Here is a 21,163-nt window from a genome sequence, read left to right as displayed (position 1 = left end):
AACAAAGGAAGTAACGGTAAGCGAAAACGATTGTTGTTGAAGGTATTACAAAATCGGAGTAGTAAGCACAGCTAAGACGATACAGTCTACGATGTAGACTGCAACTTAATAATCCAAATCTCTGAGCGCGTGCCTAATCTAAAAGGCACCGCACCAAAGCCATAACCTGAAGTGACCAAAAAATCAGTACCGCCCAGTTGCTTAGCACCGTACACCAAAGGCTGTAACCAGTGTATCAAAATGGTCATCGGAAATATTTGCCCGCCATGGGTGTGCCCAGACAGATGTAAATCAACTGGTAAAGCACTTATTTCATTCATTGCAGCTGGGCTGTGTTCCAAAAATATGACTGGCTTATTTGTATCAACTTGAGTGAGTAATTTTGCCGCCTTTGGGCGCATAGGGTCGGTCTCATCTGATCGACCTACTAGCCATACTGAGTCATCAAGCAGGACACTTTTATTATCAATGACATTTATACCTGCATCAGTCACAGCCTTCGCAATTTCCACCTGATTTCCTGAATAATCATGATTACCCAAGACGGCATAAACGCCAAGCGGCGCGTGCAGTTTTGATAGCTGCTCATGCATGTTGTTTTTATCATAATAATAAGTCGCATCGTTCATGATATCACCTGCCAGCATCACCACATCGGGATGTTGTAACGCAATCAGACTGGCAAATTTATTCAGTTGTCGATTGCCAAACCATCTGCCTAGATGGGTATCAGACGCTAAAGCAATGGTCATCGGTTTATCAAGCGGTTTGTTTGTTGTGACCGTTATATGGTGTACCACAGGGGAATACGCATTGAATACCGCTAAACTAACAATGCCGATATAAATAACAACTGCTACTACACGTAGGTACTTATGAGAAAAAGGGTATTTAAATAGCTGGTGATAAATAAGCCAAATAATCGCCACTATCAAAGCAGTATAGAGCATGAACCCTTGTAAGGTACCAACCACCAAGTAAACGTGAAAGCGCTCATACAAGGACTCAGTCAGTCCATATATGAGCACTAGGTTGTTTACAATACAGACAGCGACTACCAGCGTTATTTTACCAAAAGTGTGTTTTGGTTTGATAAACCACCAAAGCATGACACTGGTTATCACCACTAACAGCTGAGTAAAAATAATAAAAGGCCACATAGTCGTATCTACACGTATAGGAATAGCTTCATCTTATACGAAATCTATGGGCATCCGTGTCAGCGACATACTTTTCATAAATAATTCATAGTATCTAGGGCGTGTATCTAAGAGAGAGATATTTAAGTATCTCATTATCTAAGTGCTTTTTTGTTTCACATGAAACATAAAGAGCTATTTTTGAGTTTCTAATGCTTGTTTGAGGGTCGGTTGTCTAAACTCATAACCTGCATTCTCTAATGCTTTCGGCAGTACTTTTTGACCATCAATCAATAATGTCGACATCTCACCAAACATCAGCTTAAGCAAGAATGTTGGCAAGGTAAAAAACGTTGGACGATGTAGCCATGCGCCAAGTGTTTTGGTAAAGGTATGATTGGTCACCGGATTTGGTGCCGTCAGGTTATACACGAGTGCTGGTGTATCGTTGGCAGTCTGCAAAGCATTAGCACGTTCATCATTCTTACCAGCAAGCTGCTGCTCAATGATAAATATTGTAGCTGCTACCCAGTCCTCACGACTGATCCAGCTCATGATTTGTTGACCGTCAGCCAACTGACCACCGACACCTATTTTAAATGGTGTCAACAGCTTGCCAAGCATGCCGCCTTCAGGGTGAATCACCACACCGGTTCGGACAATAGCGACAGGGACGTCATATTGAGTTGCTTTTACGGCCAGCTGCTCCCATTCATCACATAATGTATGGGCGAAATCCGACTCATAATCGCTACTTTCAGTTAACGGTTTATCACCTTGCGTACCGTACCACCCAATCGCTGAGCCGCTCACGAGTAATTTGGGTTTTATGCTGGTGCGTGCGATGAATGCTAACAGCGACTCAGTCGGCTTGATACGGCTAGCGAGCAACTGCTCTTTGCGCTCATCACTCCAGCGCGCATCAGCAATGCCTGCACCTGCCAAGTTCAGTATGACATCAAAGCTGGCATCAGAATGGGCTAACTCCTCATAAGTCATCATGTTGATGTCATTAGGATGTGCTTGACTGCTATCTCGAGTTAGCCAAGTAACGTTTAGGTCTCTATCAGCCTGTTGATAATGCCTTTGAAGCGCTTCGCTAAACGCACTACCCAAAAACCCTGAGCCACCACTGATTAAAATATTCATGCCCTACTCCCTATATCTGCTAGCTGTCGTATCTCATATTCAATAAAGTGTCGACCTATACAACCATCCTCTTCTTTTTTGGCCTATATATCAAAATGACTTTGACATACTTTTGGTAAAGGAATGTGGGAGATTAGGTTTAACGAATAACTAACCCTGTCGTTGCATAGCGAATTTGACTGGGTGAGGTATAACCCAAGGTCTCAGCCTGCAAGTAGCCAATTTTCTCACCAAAATAAGCATAAGCTGCCTCAAAGGTACTAGCGGGCGGGTGGCTTGATGGGTTACAGCTGGTTGAGACTATCAAGCCAAATGGATTGTGTGCGCTGACCATTTGTTGGCACAGTTGCCGAATAACTGGATGAGCAATCACTCTGACAGCGATGGTCTGATGCTGACCTGTTACCCAAGTAGGAATAGCAATAGCTAGGGTGTGCGGAACAGGCAACAGCCATGTCTGTGCTTGCTTATCGTGCATGCCATCGTTGGCGCTATCTATCTGCCAACTCTTGGTAATGGTCGCCCGTTGCTCATCAGTCAGAGCAGATAGCAGAGGCGTCAATCGCTCTACGCTGTCAGTAATGACGATCATCCCTTTGGCTTGTGGACGCTGTTTGATGTCTAAGATACGCTGGACGGCTGCTTCGTCGTAGGCATCACAGCCGATACCCCAAACGCTTTCGGTTGGATATGCGAGCAGCTCTCCCTCTTTTAACCATTGTGCAGCTAGTGTTGGAGAGTCAGTGATAAGCGGAGTAGATTGATTCATGGTATGCATAGTTCAGGATAGTAGAAATTAATTATCAATAATATCATGCACAGCAGAAGAACTAAGTGGCAGAAGTTTAAATATCTCTAAAACTGGTTTGCTAGTATCTCTAGGCATACACAAGTATGGATACTTATTTTAAAGGTACAGGCTTTAAAGGTAGAGATGGCTTATGCGCGCAAATAACGCCCGCCCTGGACACTGATCACACTCAAGAGCTCAAGCTCCATTAACTGTCCAATCAGTACTGGTGCAGTCAGCTTGGTAGACACTATAAGTGCGTCTAGATCCTGACCATGCCAATCAAGCTGATCATAAATAACATTCAAATGCTCTGGGATAACCGCTGTGCTACGAGGCAATTTTATATTAGAAGGTTGCTGCTGATTAATGGCTACACTCGCGACTGGCTCTATGCTTGGCTCATCAGTAGCGTGAGTGGTGGTCGCTTGATGGCTATTGAGATTATCAGCGAGACTCGAGGCACTATATGAGCGATGACTATACTCAAGTTGCCCACTAACATCTTCTAGTACTTGCTTTGGGTGATAAATCAAAGTGGCACCTTCACGAATCAGGTGATGACAGCCTTCAGCATTGTTATTATCGATATGACTTGGAATCGCAAAAACTTGCTTGCCTTGCTCAGAGGTTAGGCGTGCGGTAATCAGTGAACCACTTTGGATAGTAGCCTCTGTGACAATCGTCGCTAGACTGAGCCCAGCTACCAACCGGTTGCGACGTGGAAATGTATGCTTGTGCGGCTGAGTGTGCGGTAGCAGCTCACTGATAATACAACCACCCTGCTCAATAATCTGGGTAAACAAGTGATCGCGATGATTGGGATAATTAACATCAATACCTGTGCCCATCACGCCAATCGTCCGACCTTGATAGTCAAAATCCGTCTGCGCCAATGCGCCCAAATGAGCCTGCTTATCTACGCCCATCGCCAGACCGCTGGTAATAATATAACCTGCCTGCGCTAAATATTGCGCCATATCAAACGTGATTTTTTGGGCGTGCGCAGTGGGTTTACGGCTACCAACGATCGCAATTTGAGCTTGATGTAGACGCGCACTATTACCTCGAAAAAATAATAATGGCGGTGGATCATAGATTTGTAAAAGCTGATTAGGATAGTCAGGCTGATCGGCAAATAGTAGACCATAACGTCCATCTACGAGTGCTTGCTGAATTTTTTCGATGTTCGCAGAGGTTTGCTTGGGCTCCTCGTGACGTTTGAGATGAGTATGATGAATACCCATCTGTCGCCAAGCTGACACCGTTGCTTGCCATGCAAACTGTGCATTGCCAAAAGCAGTAATAAGCTTATGATACGCTGTTAATGATGCATTCACCTCATACCATAGTGCCAATATGGCGCGCTGATCATCAGACAAAGAAGAGGTAACTGCCGTCATGGTTATCTGTCTCGTATGGGCGCACGTATCATGGGCATATCAGAGCAGTGCTACTTATTTATAGATAAGGCGGTGGCAACAACTGGTCACCGACATTGAGCGGTAACTCTGAATCCAGCACATAAGCATAACTGATGTGATCGAAACTATTAAACACCATCACCATACCGCTTTTCTCATTTGGCAAGCGTACGGGCATATCATTGTCCTTGGTATCACGTACCAAAGCACCTTTTTGATAGACCGTCAGTACATCACCTGGTTTGGCGCCTTCTAAACTACCTAGATTGATGGCCACCACGCTACCTTTGGCAGCTGAGCTGATGGAGTCCATGACACGCACGATCATGCCGCCGCGACTGACGCTCGCAGGGGTCGGATAAAAAACAGGTGGAATCGCATTGTCCAGCTCTACAAACACCCGATCACCTTCACGCACTTCTTTACCGTAGCTGTTAGTCAGCTGTAAGCTGGTAACGCCACTGGTCTCAGTAGAAGTCACCAGACCTGTTGCCACTTGCGTGACCTCCAATCCGATAACCTCTTGGGTTTTTGGCTCAACATACAGCTCACCTTCACGGTAGATGCCATAACGCTGACCGACGATAAGCGGCACACCTTTGGCATATATCTTGTCACCACTTGCCGTGATTAAGTTGCCTTTTTTAGAGGCCAATATATAAGGAGTGGTGTTGAAGTCTTGAGGATTAACAATGAGTGTTTTATCAAGCCAGTGCTGAATAGCAGACCATGGAATAGGTGGAATGCTATTGGCAGTTGAAGTCACTGATACTGTACTAGCAACCACATTACCTGTTAGCTGCTTTTCAATACCAGCACAGCCCTCGCCCGTATCGACACCTATGAGTGTCTTGCCCTGAATAACGCAAAGAATAAGAATGTCATTGGGATAAATGAGGTTGGGATTTTTGATTTGCTTATTGGTTGCCCAAATTTCTTTCCAGCGCCATGGACTGTCCAAGTAGCGACCCGAGATGTCCCAAAGCGTATCGCCTTTTTTGACAGTATAGCGGTTAGGGGCATCGGCTTTGATGGTAGGTGGTGGATTGTTAGCGTGGGCTGTGGTCATTAGCATGGCACTGCTAAATGTCGTGATTAACAGTGCTTTTGCTATCTTTTTTAAGCTCATCTTCATTGTTATATCCACAATATGTACCACTGTTTTCGTCACAATACATCGTACTTGATTTATCACTTCTAAAATTTTTACTTGACTAAAATTCAAGTAAAAACCAATGATATCAGTAATATATCAGAAATTTTTTATGACGCTTATAGGGCAACGGTTCAGTATAATTGGCCAGTAGGATTTCTAAAAAAGCGTCTAGCACAATGATATATGGCCGACGCTGTTTCTAATATTACAATTATATCTACCATAACACAATCATAAACACTTTATTACAATGGTGTAACTTTTATGCGGATATAGCTTGTTTGGATGACACACTCAAAAAGCCTCAAACTCGCCATTATTTAGGCTAGATTAGGAGTGACATGCTGGCGAATTTGCTCAGCGACCAATTCAGCATTGTTGTCTAGCACGACAACATGCTGCGGTAAACTCTCTAATCCTTCGGTATGATCGGGGCGAGCGATATCTATCTGACCAATGGCTTCAACGATAGTATCTGCAAACTTAACAGGTAGTGCCGTCTCTGCACAAACAATGATTTCGCCCTCTTGCTGCAACTCTTTAGCCACTTTGATACCGTCGGCAGTATGTGGATCGACCAGCTCACCGTGTTGCTCGTACAGTGCTTTGATGGTCTGCAGACGATCGCTGTGAGTAGATTTACCAGCAGCAAAACCATAGCGATTATTAACCGCTTCCATTAGCTCAGATAGATCGAAACCTTGACCAGATTTCACCCCTTCAAATAACTCATGGACACGGGCGCTATCTTTCTCTAATAGCAGATAAACAAAACGCTCAAAGTTAGAGGCTTTTGAGATATCCATCGATGGGCTTGAGGTGATATAGGTTTTTTCAGTCGGACGCGGCTGATAAGCGCCTTGGTTAAAAAAGTCATTCAACACGTCGTTTTCATTGGTTGCGACAATCAAGCGGTCAACTGGCAGTCCCATTTCACGCGCGATGTGACCAGCACAGATATTACCGAAATTACCTGATGGTACGCTAAAGCTGACTTTTTCATCATTGCTCGTCGTGACCGCAAAGTAAGCTTTAAAGTAATAAACAATCTGCGCTAGGATACGACCCCAGTTGATAGAGTTTACCGTGCCTAAATTATAAGCGGCTTTAAACTCAGCATCTTGCTGTAGGGCTTTGACGATGTCCTGACAGTCATCAAACATCCCATCGATCGCGATATTATGAATATTAGCATCCGTCAAACTATACATTTGCGCACGCTGGAACTCACTCATTTTGCCATGTGGTGACAGCATAAACACTTCGACATTTTCTTTGCCACGTAGTGCATATTCTGCTGCACTACCCGTATCACCACTGGTCGCACCAATGATCGTAATACGCGCGTCTTTTTTCTTAAGCACATACTCAAAAGCATTACCCAAAAATTGCATGGCAACATCTTTAAACGCTAATGTCGGACCGTTTGATAATCCTAAAATATATAAACTATCTTCAAGTTTGCGGACAGGTACAATCTCATCAGAACCAAACACCTCAGCGGTATAAGTGCGCTCAATGATATCTTGCAGATCAGCCACAGGAATATCTGTCGCAAAACGCTGCATAATCGCCATCGCAAGCTGTGGATAGCTGAGCGTACGCCACTCATCAAGCGTTGCACTATCGATGTTCGGATAATGCTCAGGCAACATCAAACCACCATCTGGGGCAAGACCCATCAAAAGCACATCACTAAAATCCATTGGTGCTGTCTGACCACGGGTACTGATATATTTCATTAGATTGTCCTGTCTACAATAATGTTATTCAATAGTTAAAAACGGTTTATTCAGCCGTTTTGTGCAACAGCGCATAATAAAAACCATCACCGCTTGCGCTATCAATTGGTAAGCACTGACGACCGATGGCTTGTTCGATACCCCAGCTGCAATCCTCAGTAAACTCAATCGCTACCGCATCATTATGATGAGTGATAAAGTCCTGCATTTGCTCGACGTTCTCTTGTTTTAAGATAGAGCATGTCACGTACAACAGATAACCACCAGCTTTGAGTTGTGGCCATAGATTATGCAAGATGTCTGCTTGTAGCAGCGCCGTTTGCTCGATGTCTTCTTCGGTACGCAGGATACTGATATCAGGATGACGGCGAATCACGCCAGTCGCGGTACAAGGAGAGTCCAATAATATCGCATCAAATACGGGTTCATTTGTCGCCGCTTTTTTATTCTTGCCATGCTGCCATCTGGTTGCATCTGCACAGACGATATTAAGTGCGACACTTTTCTCTGCTTGCTGCAAATCATGCTGACTTAAATTTAGGCGCTGTAAGTTCTCACGAATACGCTCGATACGTGGTGCTTCATTATCAATAGCCGTTACCTTGATATCAGTAATCACAGGTGACGTTTCAGCATTGTCTTGTTTCACGTGAAACAACGATGATTCATCATTAGCGCTTATAAGCTCTAACCAGTGAGCCAATTTACCACCAGGTGCCGCACATGCATCTAAAATGTGTAGCTCATTATTATTACTTTCATCACTTTCGCTGTTAGTGTTCGCACTTTCAGAACTAAGCTTAGCCATCAATGCTTGATTAATAATCGGTGCCGCTAGCTGGGCATGCATGTCTTGTACGCTGGCAGTCCCTACAGCAAAATCAGGCAAAGCGTTAACGGCAGTGCTTTGATGTAGTCTAAGACCTTTGGTTGATAGCGTGGTAGTCTCTGATGCGTTCGCTACCTTAAAACCAGTCGTTAGCTCAACGATATCTGTATCAATTTCTGCCCCGTCCAATGCATGCTGATATTCCTCTACCGAAGTAACCGCAGAATTCACTCGTAAAAACATCGGTGCTGGTTGGCGCAAGCCTTGTGTCAGCTCATCATACTGCTCGCTCCAGTCTTGCTTAAGCTGATAAGCGAGCCAATTCGGTAGGCTATGCTTTTTGTCGCACTTCTTACGGAATTTGCTTGGATTCTTGGCGACTTTGCGCAAAATAGCATTCACCAAACCAGTCGAATGAGCGAACTCAATTTCTTTTGCAGCTTCAACGGTTTCATGAATTGCAGCATGGTCAGCCACTTCTAAATACAGTAACTGCACTAAGCCTACTTGAATGGTCGTACGAACCTCAACTTCATCGATAGGGTTATCCGCTAAGCTATCGAGCAACCGTGCCAGCGCGTGCCATTGACGCAATGTCGTAAGCAGTAGCGCATGTGCAAAACCTTTGTCACCATCGTGTAGACTGTTCAATAATGGATCAAGGACGCTTGAGAGCGACTGACCATTTTGAATAGCCAGTAAGGTACGAATCACACGTACACGCACGCTACCATTCATAATAAGGTTGCTTGATGGTTTGAGCTTATTGTTTCTAGGCGCAGTACTGTTTTGTCTCATTAAATTTCATTTCCTTGACGTATCATCGATAGCGTCTTGTGCAGATAGGGTTAACTATCATTAAGTTAGGTTCAGTTATTTTGATGCTGTCGTAAATTGATCGCCGTCATTTAATTGGTTGCCGTGGCAAACTTGTTCAGCAGTCATGGGCTTACCACCTGCAAACTGTAAGTGAGTAATAGCTAAAGTCGTGGCCGACGACTCAGTATCATTACCCTTACCACAAGCGACTAGAATCGCTTTGCGTCCGACACTCACTACAGTTCCAGCAGGCTCATTGGTTTGCTGAGATGTATTCACAGGCAAGCTGGCCAATACTTTGACACGCTGCCCTGCAAGAAAAGTATAAGCACCCGGCCATGGCGTCAGCCCTCGGATTTGGCGTTCAATAGCGGCAGCAGGCTGCGACCAGTCAACTTCGCCTTCCGTTTTGACCAGCTTTTCAGCATAGTTGGCTTGACTATCATCTTGAGCGATAGCTTGCGTTTGATAAGTGGACAAGTCGTTTAGCACCGTACTGATGGCTGTCGCACCAAGAGCAGCCATTTTATCGTGTAGACTGGCAGCAGTATCAATAGGCTCAATACTAGCGCTGACTTTATAAAGCATGTCGCCTGTATCCAACCCTTTGTCCATCTGCATGATGGTAATGCCTGTCTCATCATCTCCTGCCAATAGTGCACGATGAATAGGTGCCGCACCACGCCAACGCGGTAATAGCGAGGCATGGATATTTAAGCAACCATGAGTAGGCGTCTCTAATACACCGATAGGTAAAATCAATCCGTAAGCGGCGACAATCATGATATCAGGCTGGTAAGTGCGTAAAGTCTGTCGCGCGGCCATCCCTTCGGTGCTGGATTTTTTAAAGGTGAGTGGTTGCTCTACAGCGATATCGTTTGCGAGTGCAACCTCTTTCACCGCAGAAGCCGCCAGCTTTTGGCCACGACCTGCCTTGCGATCAGGCTGTGTATACACCGCGACAATCTCTATATTCAGTACGTCTTGCTGACTGATTAGTGACTCCAGACTAATCGCTGCAAACTCAGGCGTTCCAGCAAATACCACTCTCATTGGGGCAGTAGCTGGATTATTATTTTTAGTAGAAAAATTGGCTGGATCAAAAGTGGAGGCAATCGTCGTCATAATGGTGCAATATATAAGGTTGATTTGCTCATTATAGGTGAGTTTACGATGTTGTGCCATGATTGTAATGGTGGCAATCGAGTATGACTAACGATGGTATTTATCTCTATAATAGAAAATACCCGAATTGTTCAGTCTATTGGCTTTATTATAGAGTAATAATATATGGATACTGGCTGCTGACTGGCAGCCCATTGTTATTCTGAGATAAGCACTGGCCTAACAATATACTCACTAAAAATTGTAGACCACTGAGCGCTCATAAAAAGGTATTATAATTTTACTATATTCTATTATGTCGATATAGGGCTACGCTTTCATGCAACAGTTTCAGTCATTGCAGCGCTTACTGATTTTTTATGTTTTGTCCTTATTGGTCATGCTAGTACTGTACTATGCCACACTGTTTGATGGAATGAAAAAGCATAGTGAACAACACAGCATAGATACGTTCTACTCACTACAGCACAGTATTATTGAACATACAGAACCTGTGAATAGTGAAATAAAAAAGATCCTGGCGCGGCCTTTTTTAGATGATGTCAGTTATCAGCTTATTTTGATGACCCCATCGGGACAAACTTATATTCATCAGAATATACGCTCCGATGAATCAGCTTTTGCGGCTGTCACCTTTCCTACTACGAAAGCCATACCTGCCAATAGTAAGGGTCAGAGTGCCTATGTCATCAGTAGTAGTGACTTAAAAGGGACAATCAACCTCAAAAGTGGTCATAAGATTTGTATTATCTTAACGCATGCGCCCCTTGTTATTAGCTGGGTATCTTACCGTTACTGGCTGCCACTGATGACTGCGATCATCCTTTTTATCATGGCTTTGCTCTATATGCTCGGTCGCCGAGCCAATTGGGAGCAGTTGCTGGTATATACTGACAGCTTGAGCAGTCACGCAAAAGAAGCCTACACACCGCCGCCATTCTTGCGAAAAAAATCTACCGCTGAATTTATGTTGTTAGGTCATGCCCTTAGCCGTGTCAGTTATCAGCTCCATAATGACTATAGACGTATCAAGACGCTAAAGCATCGTTTAGAGCGTTTGGTTGACCAAGCACCACTACCCATGCTGATGAGTGTACGCCGTGGTCGGATCAGTTTTTATAATCAGCGCTTTGAGCAGATATTTGCCCCTTCCCCTACGAGTGAGCACAGTTATGAGCTGACTGATTTTGTCGTGGGTAGAGATGAGCCCACTCAGCAACTTTTACAAACCTTATCTAGTCTACAAGTCGCTCGCACCCTTACAGTCTATGGACTAGAGAACAAACAAGCTTATCAACTGCATATCACCCCGTGGTTTGGTGAACATGGACAAGTACACGGTTTTACAGTTCTTTTTAACGACGTCAATGAAATCGTCAATCAAAATGAGCAGTTGCAGCGACAAAACAAAAAACTACAGCACAAGCTGGATGAGCTCAATAAACTTCGATTCGTTATTGGTCATAAGCTGCGCATACCGCTAGAAGCCATGATCGATATTCTTGAACCTCTCGATCCTAATAAGTTAGATGACAGACAAAGCAAGATCTTAGATACTCTGATCAGAACCAGTCAAAACATGCTAACGGCGCTGAATGATACGCTACATATCGGCAATATTGAAGTCAGAAAGACGCGCCTAAATATTGAACCTATCGATATTTATAAGCTAGGCCAAGACGTCAATGAAATGCTGATAGGTGACATACGGCAAAAAAGTCTTGAGCTGATTTACTTTTTTGAGCCAAATTGTCCACGCTATATCGACACAGACGATGTCCGTCTTCGCCAGATTTTATTGAACTTGTTGCACAATGCCATAAAGTTCACATCACTCGGTCACGTTGCCTTGATTGTTGAAACAGTCACTCAAGAGCAAATGCCAGAGAGTAGTCAAAACACCTTACGGTTTATCGATAATAACCTTACAGTAGCAGACGCTGACTGTTGGGTACGATTTAGCATACAGGACACCGGTATAGGTATAACGACTGCCAAGCAGCATCAGCTACTGGCTTCTTTGAACAAATCTCAACATCAAGAAAATACCTTGGTAGAGCAAAATACCATTGAGACAGAACTGGGTTTAAAAAACGTCAATAGCTTTGCAAGACTGTTGGGCGGATTTATCGAGCTAACCAGTACGGTTGATGAAGGCAGTACGTTCAACCTTTATTTGCCTTGTCGTCGCCCAAATTACCAACCGGTCTATCATCAGAGTCCACATCTAAGTCAGATTTATCTTATCGCAGTCGTGAACCAACCACTGGTAGCAAAGCACTTACAGCAGCTGTGTATTCATCTATCTATCACTGCCACTATTTATACCTCTATAGACCTCGCTGCCATTAAACAGATTACAGAGCAACTCGAGCACGATGTAAAAACCCTAGCACCTTTATTACTATTAGATTACGAATATTATGATACCAGCACCATCGTTGTCGGTAATGACGCCAAATTTAATATCTCAAGCAGCGATAAGAAATCCTCTACCCTAACGTCATTTGATGCAACCAGAGCCATCTTATCCGATAGTAACCAAATAGTGACAAGTATCGATAGACGTCAAGCGTTGAGCAGTTTACTTGCAAACACCTCACTACCTAAAATTCTGTTTAGTACAAAGCATGAACGCCGCATTCCTTCATTATTGCTGGATCAATGTGATGGGTTTTTGACAAAACCGTTAGACAGTGCACTACTACTCTCGGAGCTGATGCGCTTAACGCTACCCGTGACACGGACGTTCACCCAAACAAAAAATATCGAGGAAAGTGTGAGCGAACTCGTCATCTTAGAAGCTACCACTCAAATGGTGTCACCACTGATTTTAGTGGTTGAAGACAGCCTAACCAATCAGAAAATAGCCTGCAAAATGCTAAGCAAATTGGGTTATCGCAGTATTGTTGCAGAAGACGGTCAGCAAGCACTCGATACATTAAAAGAGCAGCGTGAAGATATTTCATTGATTTTGATGGACTGCAGAATGCCTATAATGGATGGGTTGCAAGCTACCCAAGCAATTCGTGCCCAAGATGACGACATCCCTATCGTCGCACTCACTGCAAATAACACTGAAGAAGATCGAGAGGCATGTATGCAAGTGGGTATGGATGAATTTTTGTCAAAACCGATCAACAAAAAAGAGCTAGAAACGGTTTTGCAAAGCCTTATCTCTCTCTCTTGATGATTATCACACTGAAAAGCCTCACCGTTTAAACGATGAGGCTTAGATTCGTTATCTTAGCATCTAGCAAAACCTATAAAACATTTAAAATGACAAATGCTGGCTTATCTAGAGCGTGCCCTAGTGAAATAGTTATTAAACATTAAGATAGGTTTAATCCTCTCTAATTCAGCCGATTACTTCATAAAACCATTGTCTGCTAAAAACGCCTCTGTAATCTGACTCTGCGGGCCCGGTGCGTTCATACCTCCAGATTGTGACTTGGTTAATAAACGCTCTAGATAACGCGCCACAATATCTACTTCAATATTGACTGGACTGCCAACCAACCAATGCTTGGCAATATTAGTAACCTGAGCCGTATGAGGAATAATATTTAAGGAAACAATATTGTCCCTTACTAGATTGGTGGTTAGGCTGATGCCATCCACAGTAATAGACCCCTTAGTCGCCGTATAGTGCGCCAGCTCTTGTGGTATCTCAATTTCAATATAAATTGAGCGAGCATCTTGCTGCAACTTACTGACCAGCCCTATGCCATCCACGTGACCCGCTACGATATGACCACCGAAACGAGTCGTCGGTAGCATGGCTTTTTCTAAGTTGACCGTATGACCTGGTTTCAATGTTGCTAGTGCTGTTCGAGCAATAGTTTCACGTGAAACATCTACAGAGTAGTAATTACTCCCAAGCGCTACAACCGTCAGACAAATACCATTCGAAGCAATGGAGTCTCCCAGTTTCACATCACTGAAATCTAAATCATCAGACTCTACTGTCAAACGTATGTCACCACCTGTCGGCTGCATAGATTTAACCTTTCCAACACTTTCTATAATTCCAGTAAACATAAGGTTTTTATCTCATTATTATGTTGCCTTTATGGACAACGTATTTTGGTTTATTAAGAGCTCAAGTGTATGACTTAGTGTGGCTTATTCAAATTTTCTATAAAGATGAAACATCTACTTGTTTTAAACCACTATAGGATAGATTGTGGATAAGTAAGTATAAGTCAACCCAAAGGTACCTAAAAACCTTATCAATCATAAAGTTATCCACAATACACTTTAACTTAGCACAGTATATATATTTCTAAGCTTATTAATATAAGTAGCTGATTTATATCAACTTAATTATAAATAAATAAAAAGTTTAGCTGTTCTTTGTTTCATGTGAAACAGAGTTATACACAGTTCCACATGAAACCACTAATAACCTGAGTGACTTATCCCCACATAATGCACAGTTAACATAAATTGTGGATAAAAACTCTGTGATAGATAGTGCTACAAGGGAAGCAAGGTTAGCTTGAGGTCTGACCCTAACTGCTCATAGCTATCAATGTTGAAACGTAGCTGCTGAGACAGAGATAATGGATTAAAATCCACCATGGGCCGTGCTTGGGCACCAAGTAGACAAGGCGCTTGATAAACAACCAACTCATTCACCAGTTGCTGACTTAAAAAACTACCAGCCACACTAGCCCCTGCTTCGATTAAGACATCATAACATTGGTGCTCACTGACCAACTCTGCTAACAACGCCGTTAAATTATCCTCGCGCCAGTAAAGCGTATCTGTACGTCGACACAACTGATAATTAGACTGCGCACTATGTGCTAGACGCTCACGTCTATCAAGAACGACTACCTTAGGGGCTGGTATACATTCTGCAGGCACTCCTAATTGGGCTGAACGCACATTAAGTTTTGGGTCATCAGTCATCACTGTTTGGCTACCCGTAATAATCGCCCCACTTTGTGCTCTTAGCTTTTGCACATCTTCACGGGCAGCTGCCGAGGTAATCCACTTGGACTCACCAGATGCCATAGCGGTACGACCGTCCAAACTGGTGGCTATCTTAAGCCTCACATAAGGCATTTGAGTACGCATGGCCTTTAAAAACCCGCGATTCAATGACTCTGCTTGCGCTGTCAGTATGCCAACAGTCACATCAATTCCTGCTTGCTCTAATAACTTAACACCACGGCCTGCAACCTGTGGATTAGGATCGAGGCCAGCCACCACCACACGTTTTATACCTGCATCGATGAGACCCAACGCACAAGGCGGCGTGCGACCTGTATGACTACATGGCTCTAGCGTCACGTAAGCAGTTGCCCCTACTGCCTTCGCACCTGCTGCTTTGAGTGCAAAAACCTCTGCATGAGGCTCACCTGCTTTAGGATGAAACCCTTGCCCGACAATCTCTGATGCCTGAACAATGATGCAACCCACAGCTGGGTTCGGTCTGGTGGTATACAAACCCTGTTTAGCTTGTTCAATGGCAAGCATCATAAAGTAGCGGTCTTGCGCATCTTGAGAGTGGTTTTTGGTTGGCATAATAGTAGACTTAATCAATGATTGAGGGTTCTATATAAGAAAACAAATAGGTGAAGTTTGACCAATAATTAGGCGTTATTAATCAGGTTCATTCGATTGTTTTTCATTTGGACGGATATTAGCAATTTCTTGATGAAAAGCATCAATGTCCTGAAAGTCGCGATAGACACTGGCAAAACGCACATAAGCGACGTCGTCCAACGTTTTCAGCTCACTCATGATAATCTCACCCAAAACTTTACTACTGATCTCACGCTCACCCATCTGTCTGACGCGCTTTTCGATACGGCTGATCATCGCCTCCTGCTCATCAATAGTAATGGGGCGTTTTTGCAAAGGTAGCAAGATGGAGCGACGCAGCTTTTCATTATCATAAGGTTCAATTTTATTACTTGATTTGATGATTCGCGGCATGACAACTTCGACCATCTCAAAAGTCGTAAAACGCTCCTGACAACTATTACACGAGCGGCGGCGGCGCACCTGAGCCCCTTCAGCAGCCAAACGTGAATCAATAACTTTAGTCTCTGATGCATTACAATACGGGCAGTGCATGGCATTTCCTTATCTTAATATCGAAAGCGAGCGTCGTTATCTATAACAGTTAAAGATAACAGAGTAGTTGGTATAAAAAATTCAATAACTATTATTGGAGCTAAGTAGTTACTTTCTCTATTTACCAATACAAAAGCTGCCGAATATCTTGCCTAGTAAATCATCAGCACTGAACTCACCCGTGATTTCACCCAAGCTCTGCTGTGCTTGACGTAAGCTATCAGCAACCAACTCACCTGCTTCAAACACCGTTAATTGATCATGTGCTTCTACTAGGAAATTAGCAGTCCGTCTGAGCGCATCCAAATGTCTGGTACGAGCGATCAAGCTATTCTCTGGTGGGTGAAACCCTACCTTATCGCATAGTGCTTCGACTAAATTATCAATGCCAACACCTGTTTCACATGAAACATTAACTTGCTCGTAACCTCTATTTTTGATTTCAATTTGGGTCACAGCAGCAATCTCATCACTATTGTCATCGCTCAATAAATCGCTTTTATTAGCAATGATTAATAAGCGTTTAGCTTGTGGTAATTCACCAAATAACTGCTCTGCCAGTTGCAACGGTGTGCTTTCTTCTTCAACATCACGCGTGACATCGTAGACCATCAATAGCATATCAGCCTGTGCAATTGCAGTTCGAGCACGCTCAATACCAATACGTTCTACGGTATCTTCTGTCTCACGCAATCCTGCCGTATCCGTAAGATGCAACGTCAACCCATTGAGTACCACGGTTTCTTGCAACGTATCACGCGTGGTCCCTGCGACATCAGTTACGATAGCACGCTCTTGTCCCGCTAAACGATTGAGTAGGCTCGACTTGCCTGCATTAGGCCTACCTGCTAAAACCACATGGATACCATCACGCAAGAGCTGGCCTTGTTTCGCAGTCGCTAATACATGCTGGATTTTATCTTGTGTTTGTTCAAGTTTGCTTTGTATCACACCATCAGATAAGAAATCCACGTCCTCCTCATCAGGAAAGTCGATGGCAGCCTCTACATGCAGGCGAAGATGAATCAATTGCTCGAGTAGTTGATTGATCTTTTGTGAAAATTCACCACTCAATGAGCGAATGGCGCTACTAGCTGCAGCAGCACTGGTCGCATCAATGGCATCAGCTATCGCTTCTGCTTGCACCAAATCCAATTTATCGTTGTCAAAAGCACGATAAGAGAACTCTCCGGCACTTGCTTGTTTGGCACCCAGTTCAAACACACGTGCGAGTAGCTGGTTTTGTAATATCACGCCACCATGACCTTGCAGCTCAATCACATCTTCGCCCGTGAACGAATGCGGGCCTTTGAAATACAACACCAATCCTTCATCGACAACCGTACCGTCTGCTTGATAAAAACGACAAAAACTGGCCATTCGTGGTGTAAAGCCCGATTTACCTGTTAAAGCACATGCCATATCATAAGCACGCGTGCCAGACAGGCGTATAACACCCACGCCCCCTCGCCCAAGCGGCGTTGCAATCGCAGCAATCGTGGTCGATCCAAATGTATTAGATTTTTCAGAAGAATTAGGTGTGGCTGATGCCATCGCTAAGGAATCCACAATTACTCTCAATAGGCAAAAACCCCATTATAGACGGCTAAACTCATACTGACAAAGCAAACTTTGAAAGCACATCTCATCAGTAGGCTTTTCTTTTGAATGTTGATAAGTTGTGGATAAAAATGCACTACCCATAAAAAAACCACCGAGTTTATCGATGGTCTTTTTGCTGTCACATTTTTGATACAGAATCAGTTAGTCAACCACTTTTACCGTACGACGCTTCTGTTCTTCATCGACTTTTTTATTGACGATATATTGCTGAGTCATACTAAATAGGTTGTTCACTGTCCAGTACAAAACCAAGCCTGCTGGGAAGAACAGCATGAATGCAGTAAAGATAATCGGCAAAAACTTCATAACTTTTGCTTGCATTGGATCTGCTGGTTGCGGGTTCAACTGCTGCTGTACAAACATCGATGCACCCATTAACAGTGGCAAAATAAACCACGGGTCCATCGCTGAGAGATCATTAATCCACAAAATCCACGGCGCATGACGTAGCTCAACACTCTCGACCAGTACCCAATACAAGGCTAAGAAAATAGGCATCTGCATCAATATAGGTAGACAACCGGCCATCGGATTGACTTTCTCTTCTTTGTAGATAGCCATCATCTCTTGCGACATCTTCATACGATCATCGCCATGCTCTTCTTTGAGCAACTTGAGTCTTGGGGCAATAGCACGCATCTTCGCCATCGAGTAGTAACTCTTATTAGAGAACCACATAAGTGCGATTTTAACCAAGATAGTCAGTAGAATAATTGACCAACCCCAGTTACCCACAACTTTATGCACACCTTCCAAGATAGCAAACAAGACCTTCGATATTGGCCATAACAGACCGTAATCGACCGTTTTATTCAGACCTACCGCCACGTCCTTTAATTCAGACTGGACTTTTGGACCTGCATATAGCGTCGCATTTAAAGTAATCTGCTTGTTTTGTGCAACATTGACAGTCTGACTATTAAAACCAATAAAATAATCATCACCGGTTTCACGGCTGAAGAACTTACCCGTAAAGTTTTGAGGTGTCCATGCCGATACAAAGTAATGCTGTACAATGCCAACCCAACCTTCATCACTGGTCGTCGTCAACTCGCCATCGCTAAAGTCTTTAAATTTCAGCTTGTTGTAAGGATCATCTGGCGTACCCCAAGCACCACCAAGATAAGTCGCCATGCTTAGCGCGCCTTTATCAGACATACCAGGATCTTTACTATCATCACGTTTTAGCTGTGCAAACATCTGGCCTTGCCAAGCACTGGTAGAGGCGTTTTGGATTTTGTAGCTAATATCAATCGGATATTTGTTTTCAGTAAAGGTAAAGGTCTTGGTGATTGTTACGCCATCTTTTTTATAAGTCAGGGGTACAGACAGCGTTTGTTGACCATCTTCCATGACATAGTTATTGGCAGTGTGGTTATAAGTCGCTCGACCTTCTGCTGTATCAATACCATCTTGACCAATCAGTCCAGACTGTGCCACATATACACGATTACTGTTATTTTCTAACAATACGAAAGGCTTATCGCTATCGAGCGTCGCGTCATACTGTTTAAGCGCAGCATAAACAATATCACCGCCTTCTGGATTGATTTTTATATCATAGCGATCGGTCGTTACTGTGATTAGACCTGCATTTTTGGCAGGTGCTGCTGTCACAACTGCATTATCAGCAGGTAATGTTTGAACCGGGATATCGCCTGCTCCACCCGTTGTAGAAGGAATGTCAGCACCTACTGAATTTGTAGTTTCTGGCACCGCATCAACAGCTGGTGCATCGGCATAATCATCTCGCCATGCCAAAATCAGCAGATAAGCGGTAATTAACATCGCAATGATGATCATCACCCGAAATATCTTTTGCATAAACCTTTCCTAGATTAAAAAATTAGGGAATGAAAAATTAGGGCATGTGTCACGACTGTACATTACAGTTAACCGCATACATGACAACTGCGTTGATAGTCATTTACATAAAATGTGCATCATTTTACTAAAAATCTGCCCCAAATGATACCAAGAGTGTGGATAACTTGTGGGTAACTCACTGGGGATAAGATCCATACCCAAAGACAGTCATTTTTACTCTGACTTCATCAGATAGTTAAGCTGTGAAACATAGCTATTATTGTCTCGGTAAATACCCAATCCTTTAACAACTTTATTTGGTGTATCAGTAGAAGATAAGTATTGATAGCTATAAGAAGATAAGGGGAGAGGTACAAAGTCAATACCGTGCCCACCGAGAGGATGACACTTACTAAGACGTTTTAATAGCAACCAACTACCTACACGGGGACCATGCCATGCCAAAGCTTGTTTACCATAATTTGAACAAGTTGGATAGTAACGACAGCGCGCAGGAATCAGGGGACTTATTATTTTTTGATAGAACAAAACGGTATTTAATAAAAATATTAAAAATATTTTTTTAAAAGAATTAAATAAAAAAATCATTTTATTTTTTTTCTATTTTTTTAAATATATTATTAATTTGGTTTTTTAATTCTTCTTTATTTATATCCTTTATTGATTTTTTAACAATAAAGACAATGTCTTTATTTTCCATTTCCAAAGACTTTGTACGAAACTGCTCACGTATATGTCTTTTAATCAAGTTTCGAACAACAGCAGTAGGCACCTTACGCTTAGTAATAGCCATACCGACCCTAGGCTTATCATGAACATTAGATCTCACAAAAGCCATTAGATGACTCTGGTGTATCTTACGCTCAGGCGCATCGAATACTTCACGAAAGGCTACAGGCGTAAGCAAGCGCTGCTCTTTGGTGAATCTAGCGGTAGGTACAGGTATAGCTAAAAGAGAATTGGGCATAATACAACCTAGTAGGATAGCGAATGATAATATGAGAAATAATAGCAAAATATAGAGACAAAAAAAGCGCCGATGCGGGCGCTTTTAATATATGGCTAAGTGTCAGTTGTGAGGATCGACTATCGCAATCTATAAACAATAAGAACACAACAAGCACAATTAGCCATGCTCATCGCAATCTACTGATTATACAGTAAGGCGATGACGTCCTTTAGCGCGGCGACGGGCTAAGACCTGACGGCCTTTTTTAGTTGCCATACGAGCACGGAAACCGTGAGTACGTTTACGCTTGATCACGCTTGGTTGGAATGTACGTTTCATAACTCACCTATCAAAATAATGGACTAAATTCGTAATAACGGAGGATTATACCATTCAGCATAGTTCTGGTCAATAAACTAATTATATGAGTGTCTAGGTATTTGATTTCCTTTGTTCACAGATGAATTATATCTCAATAAAAATTGTTACTTCATTTGCAAA

The 21,163-nt window shown here is 43.1% G+C and carries 17 protein-coding genes; 1 reads left to right on the top strand and 16 read right to left on the bottom strand.

Translation table 11 applies throughout. The features are described from left to right. Window positions 1-86: 86 nt before the first annotated feature. The 8 genes from I6E86_RS02560 to fmt all read right to left on the bottom strand — a co-directional run bounded on the left by I6E86_RS02560 (window position 87) and on the right by fmt (window position 10,173). The gene (locus tag I6E86_RS02560) at window positions 87-1,160 is read right to left on the bottom strand and encodes a metallophosphoesterase (RefSeq protein ID WP_197174920.1); all 1,074 of its coding nucleotides are present in this window, start codon (window positions 1,158-1,160) and stop codon (window positions 87-89) included. Between the two features lie 174 nt (window positions 1,161-1,334). Beyond that, the gene (locus tag I6E86_RS02555; RefSeq protein ID WP_197174919.1) at window positions 1,335-2,288 is read right to left on the bottom strand and encodes a TIGR01777 family oxidoreductase; all 954 of its coding nucleotides are present in this window, start codon (window positions 2,286-2,288) and stop codon (window positions 1,335-1,337) included. 139 nt (window positions 2,289-2,427) lie between these two features. Further along, the gene (locus tag I6E86_RS02550) at window positions 2,428-3,057 is read right to left on the bottom strand and encodes an L-threonylcarbamoyladenylate synthase (protein ID WP_197174918.1); all 630 of its coding nucleotides are present in this window, start codon (window positions 3,055-3,057) and stop codon (window positions 2,428-2,430) included. Window positions 3,058-3,227: 170 nt separating this feature from the next. Continuing rightward, window positions 3,228-4,481 (bottom strand): DNA-processing protein DprA, encoded by a 1,254-nt coding sequence (gene dprA / locus I6E86_RS02545; RefSeq protein WP_197174917.1) that lies wholly within the window; start codon window positions 4,479-4,481, stop codon window positions 3,228-3,230. 58 nt (window positions 4,482-4,539) lie between these two features. Beyond that, complete coding sequence (locus tag I6E86_RS02540; RefSeq protein WP_227680481.1) at window positions 4,540-5,637, bottom strand: LysM peptidoglycan-binding domain-containing protein; 1,098 nt, start codon at window positions 5,635-5,637, stop codon at window positions 4,540-4,542. 341 nt (window positions 5,638-5,978) lie between these two features. Continuing rightward, window positions 5,979-7,400 carry a threonine synthase gene (thrC, locus tag I6E86_RS02535; protein ID WP_197174915.1) on the bottom strand — a complete coding sequence of 474 codons (1,422 nt, stop codon included), beginning with the start codon at window positions 7,398-7,400 and terminating at the stop codon, window positions 5,979-5,981. A 46-nt stretch (window positions 7,401-7,446) separates the two neighbouring features. Next, window positions 7,447-9,027 (bottom strand): transcription antitermination factor NusB, encoded by a 1,581-nt coding sequence (locus I6E86_RS02530; protein ID WP_197174914.1) that lies wholly within the window; start codon window positions 9,025-9,027, stop codon window positions 7,447-7,449. Between the two features lie 75 nt (window positions 9,028-9,102). Further along, on the bottom strand, window positions 9,103-10,173 hold the full coding sequence (fmt, locus tag I6E86_RS02525; protein WP_197174913.1) for a methionyl-tRNA formyltransferase: 1,071 nt from the start codon (window positions 10,171-10,173) through the stop codon (window positions 9,103-9,105). Window positions 10,174-10,492: 319 nt separating this feature from the next. Between fmt and I6E86_RS02520 the strand changes: the two genes are divergently transcribed. After that, window positions 10,493-13,363 (top strand): response regulator, encoded by a 2,871-nt coding sequence (locus tag I6E86_RS02520; RefSeq protein WP_197174912.1) that lies wholly within the window; start codon window positions 10,493-10,495, stop codon window positions 13,361-13,363. A 176-nt stretch (window positions 13,364-13,539) separates the two neighbouring features. On the opposite strand, the gene I6E86_RS02515 is transcribed toward I6E86_RS02520, so the two are convergent. The 8 genes from I6E86_RS02515 to rpmH all read right to left on the bottom strand — a co-directional run bounded on the left by I6E86_RS02515 (window position 13,540) and on the right by rpmH (window position 21,001). Further along, window positions 13,540-14,214, bottom strand: coding sequence for a riboflavin synthase (locus I6E86_RS02515; RefSeq protein WP_197174911.1), 675 nt, complete (start codon window positions 14,212-14,214; stop codon window positions 13,540-13,542). 438 nt (window positions 14,215-14,652) lie between these two features. Beyond that, window positions 14,653-15,708, bottom strand: coding sequence for a bifunctional diaminohydroxyphosphoribosylaminopyrimidine deaminase/5-amino-6-(5-phosphoribosylamino)uracil reductase RibD (gene ribD / locus I6E86_RS02510; RefSeq protein ID WP_197174910.1), 1,056 nt, complete (start codon window positions 15,706-15,708; stop codon window positions 14,653-14,655). A gap of 78 nt (window positions 15,709-15,786) precedes the next feature. Next, window positions 15,787-16,263 carry a transcriptional regulator NrdR gene (gene nrdR, locus I6E86_RS02505; RefSeq protein ID WP_194363315.1) on the bottom strand — a complete coding sequence of 159 codons (477 nt, stop codon included), beginning with the start codon at window positions 16,261-16,263 and terminating at the stop codon, window positions 15,787-15,789. A gap of 117 nt (window positions 16,264-16,380) precedes the next feature. Then, on the bottom strand, window positions 16,381-17,817 hold the full coding sequence (gene mnmE / locus I6E86_RS02500) for a tRNA uridine-5-carboxymethylaminomethyl(34) synthesis GTPase MnmE (RefSeq protein ID WP_197175062.1): 1,437 nt from the start codon (window positions 17,815-17,817) through the stop codon (window positions 16,381-16,383). 210 nt (window positions 17,818-18,027) lie between these two features. Continuing rightward, window positions 18,028-19,710, bottom strand: a complete 1,683-nt coding sequence (gene yidC, locus I6E86_RS02495; RefSeq protein ID WP_197174909.1) for a membrane protein insertase YidC — start codon at window positions 19,708-19,710, stop codon at window positions 18,028-18,030. 216 nt (window positions 19,711-19,926) lie between these two features. Next, on the bottom strand, window positions 19,927-20,301 hold the full coding sequence (gene yidD / locus I6E86_RS02490) for a membrane protein insertion efficiency factor YidD (protein ID WP_197174908.1): 375 nt from the start codon (window positions 20,299-20,301) through the stop codon (window positions 19,927-19,929). A 1-nt stretch (window position 20,302) separates the two neighbouring features. Beyond that, a complete protein-coding gene (rnpA, locus tag I6E86_RS02485) occupies window positions 20,303-20,680 on the bottom strand; it encodes a ribonuclease P protein component (RefSeq protein ID WP_197174907.1) in 378 nt (125 codons plus the stop codon). 186 nt (window positions 20,681-20,866) lie between these two features. After that, the gene (gene rpmH / locus I6E86_RS02480; RefSeq protein WP_007394757.1) at window positions 20,867-21,001 is read right to left on the bottom strand and encodes a 50S ribosomal protein L34; all 135 of its coding nucleotides are present in this window, start codon (window positions 20,999-21,001) and stop codon (window positions 20,867-20,869) included. Window positions 21,002-21,163: the final 162 nt, after the last annotated feature.

Origin of the sequence: Psychrobacter sp. SWN149 (assembly GCF_015864565.1) — a bacterium.
In the GTDB taxonomy this organism is placed as follows: Bacteria; Pseudomonadota; Gammaproteobacteria; order Pseudomonadales; family Moraxellaceae; genus Psychrobacter.
This window is presented reverse-complemented; position numbering and strand designations above follow the sequence as displayed.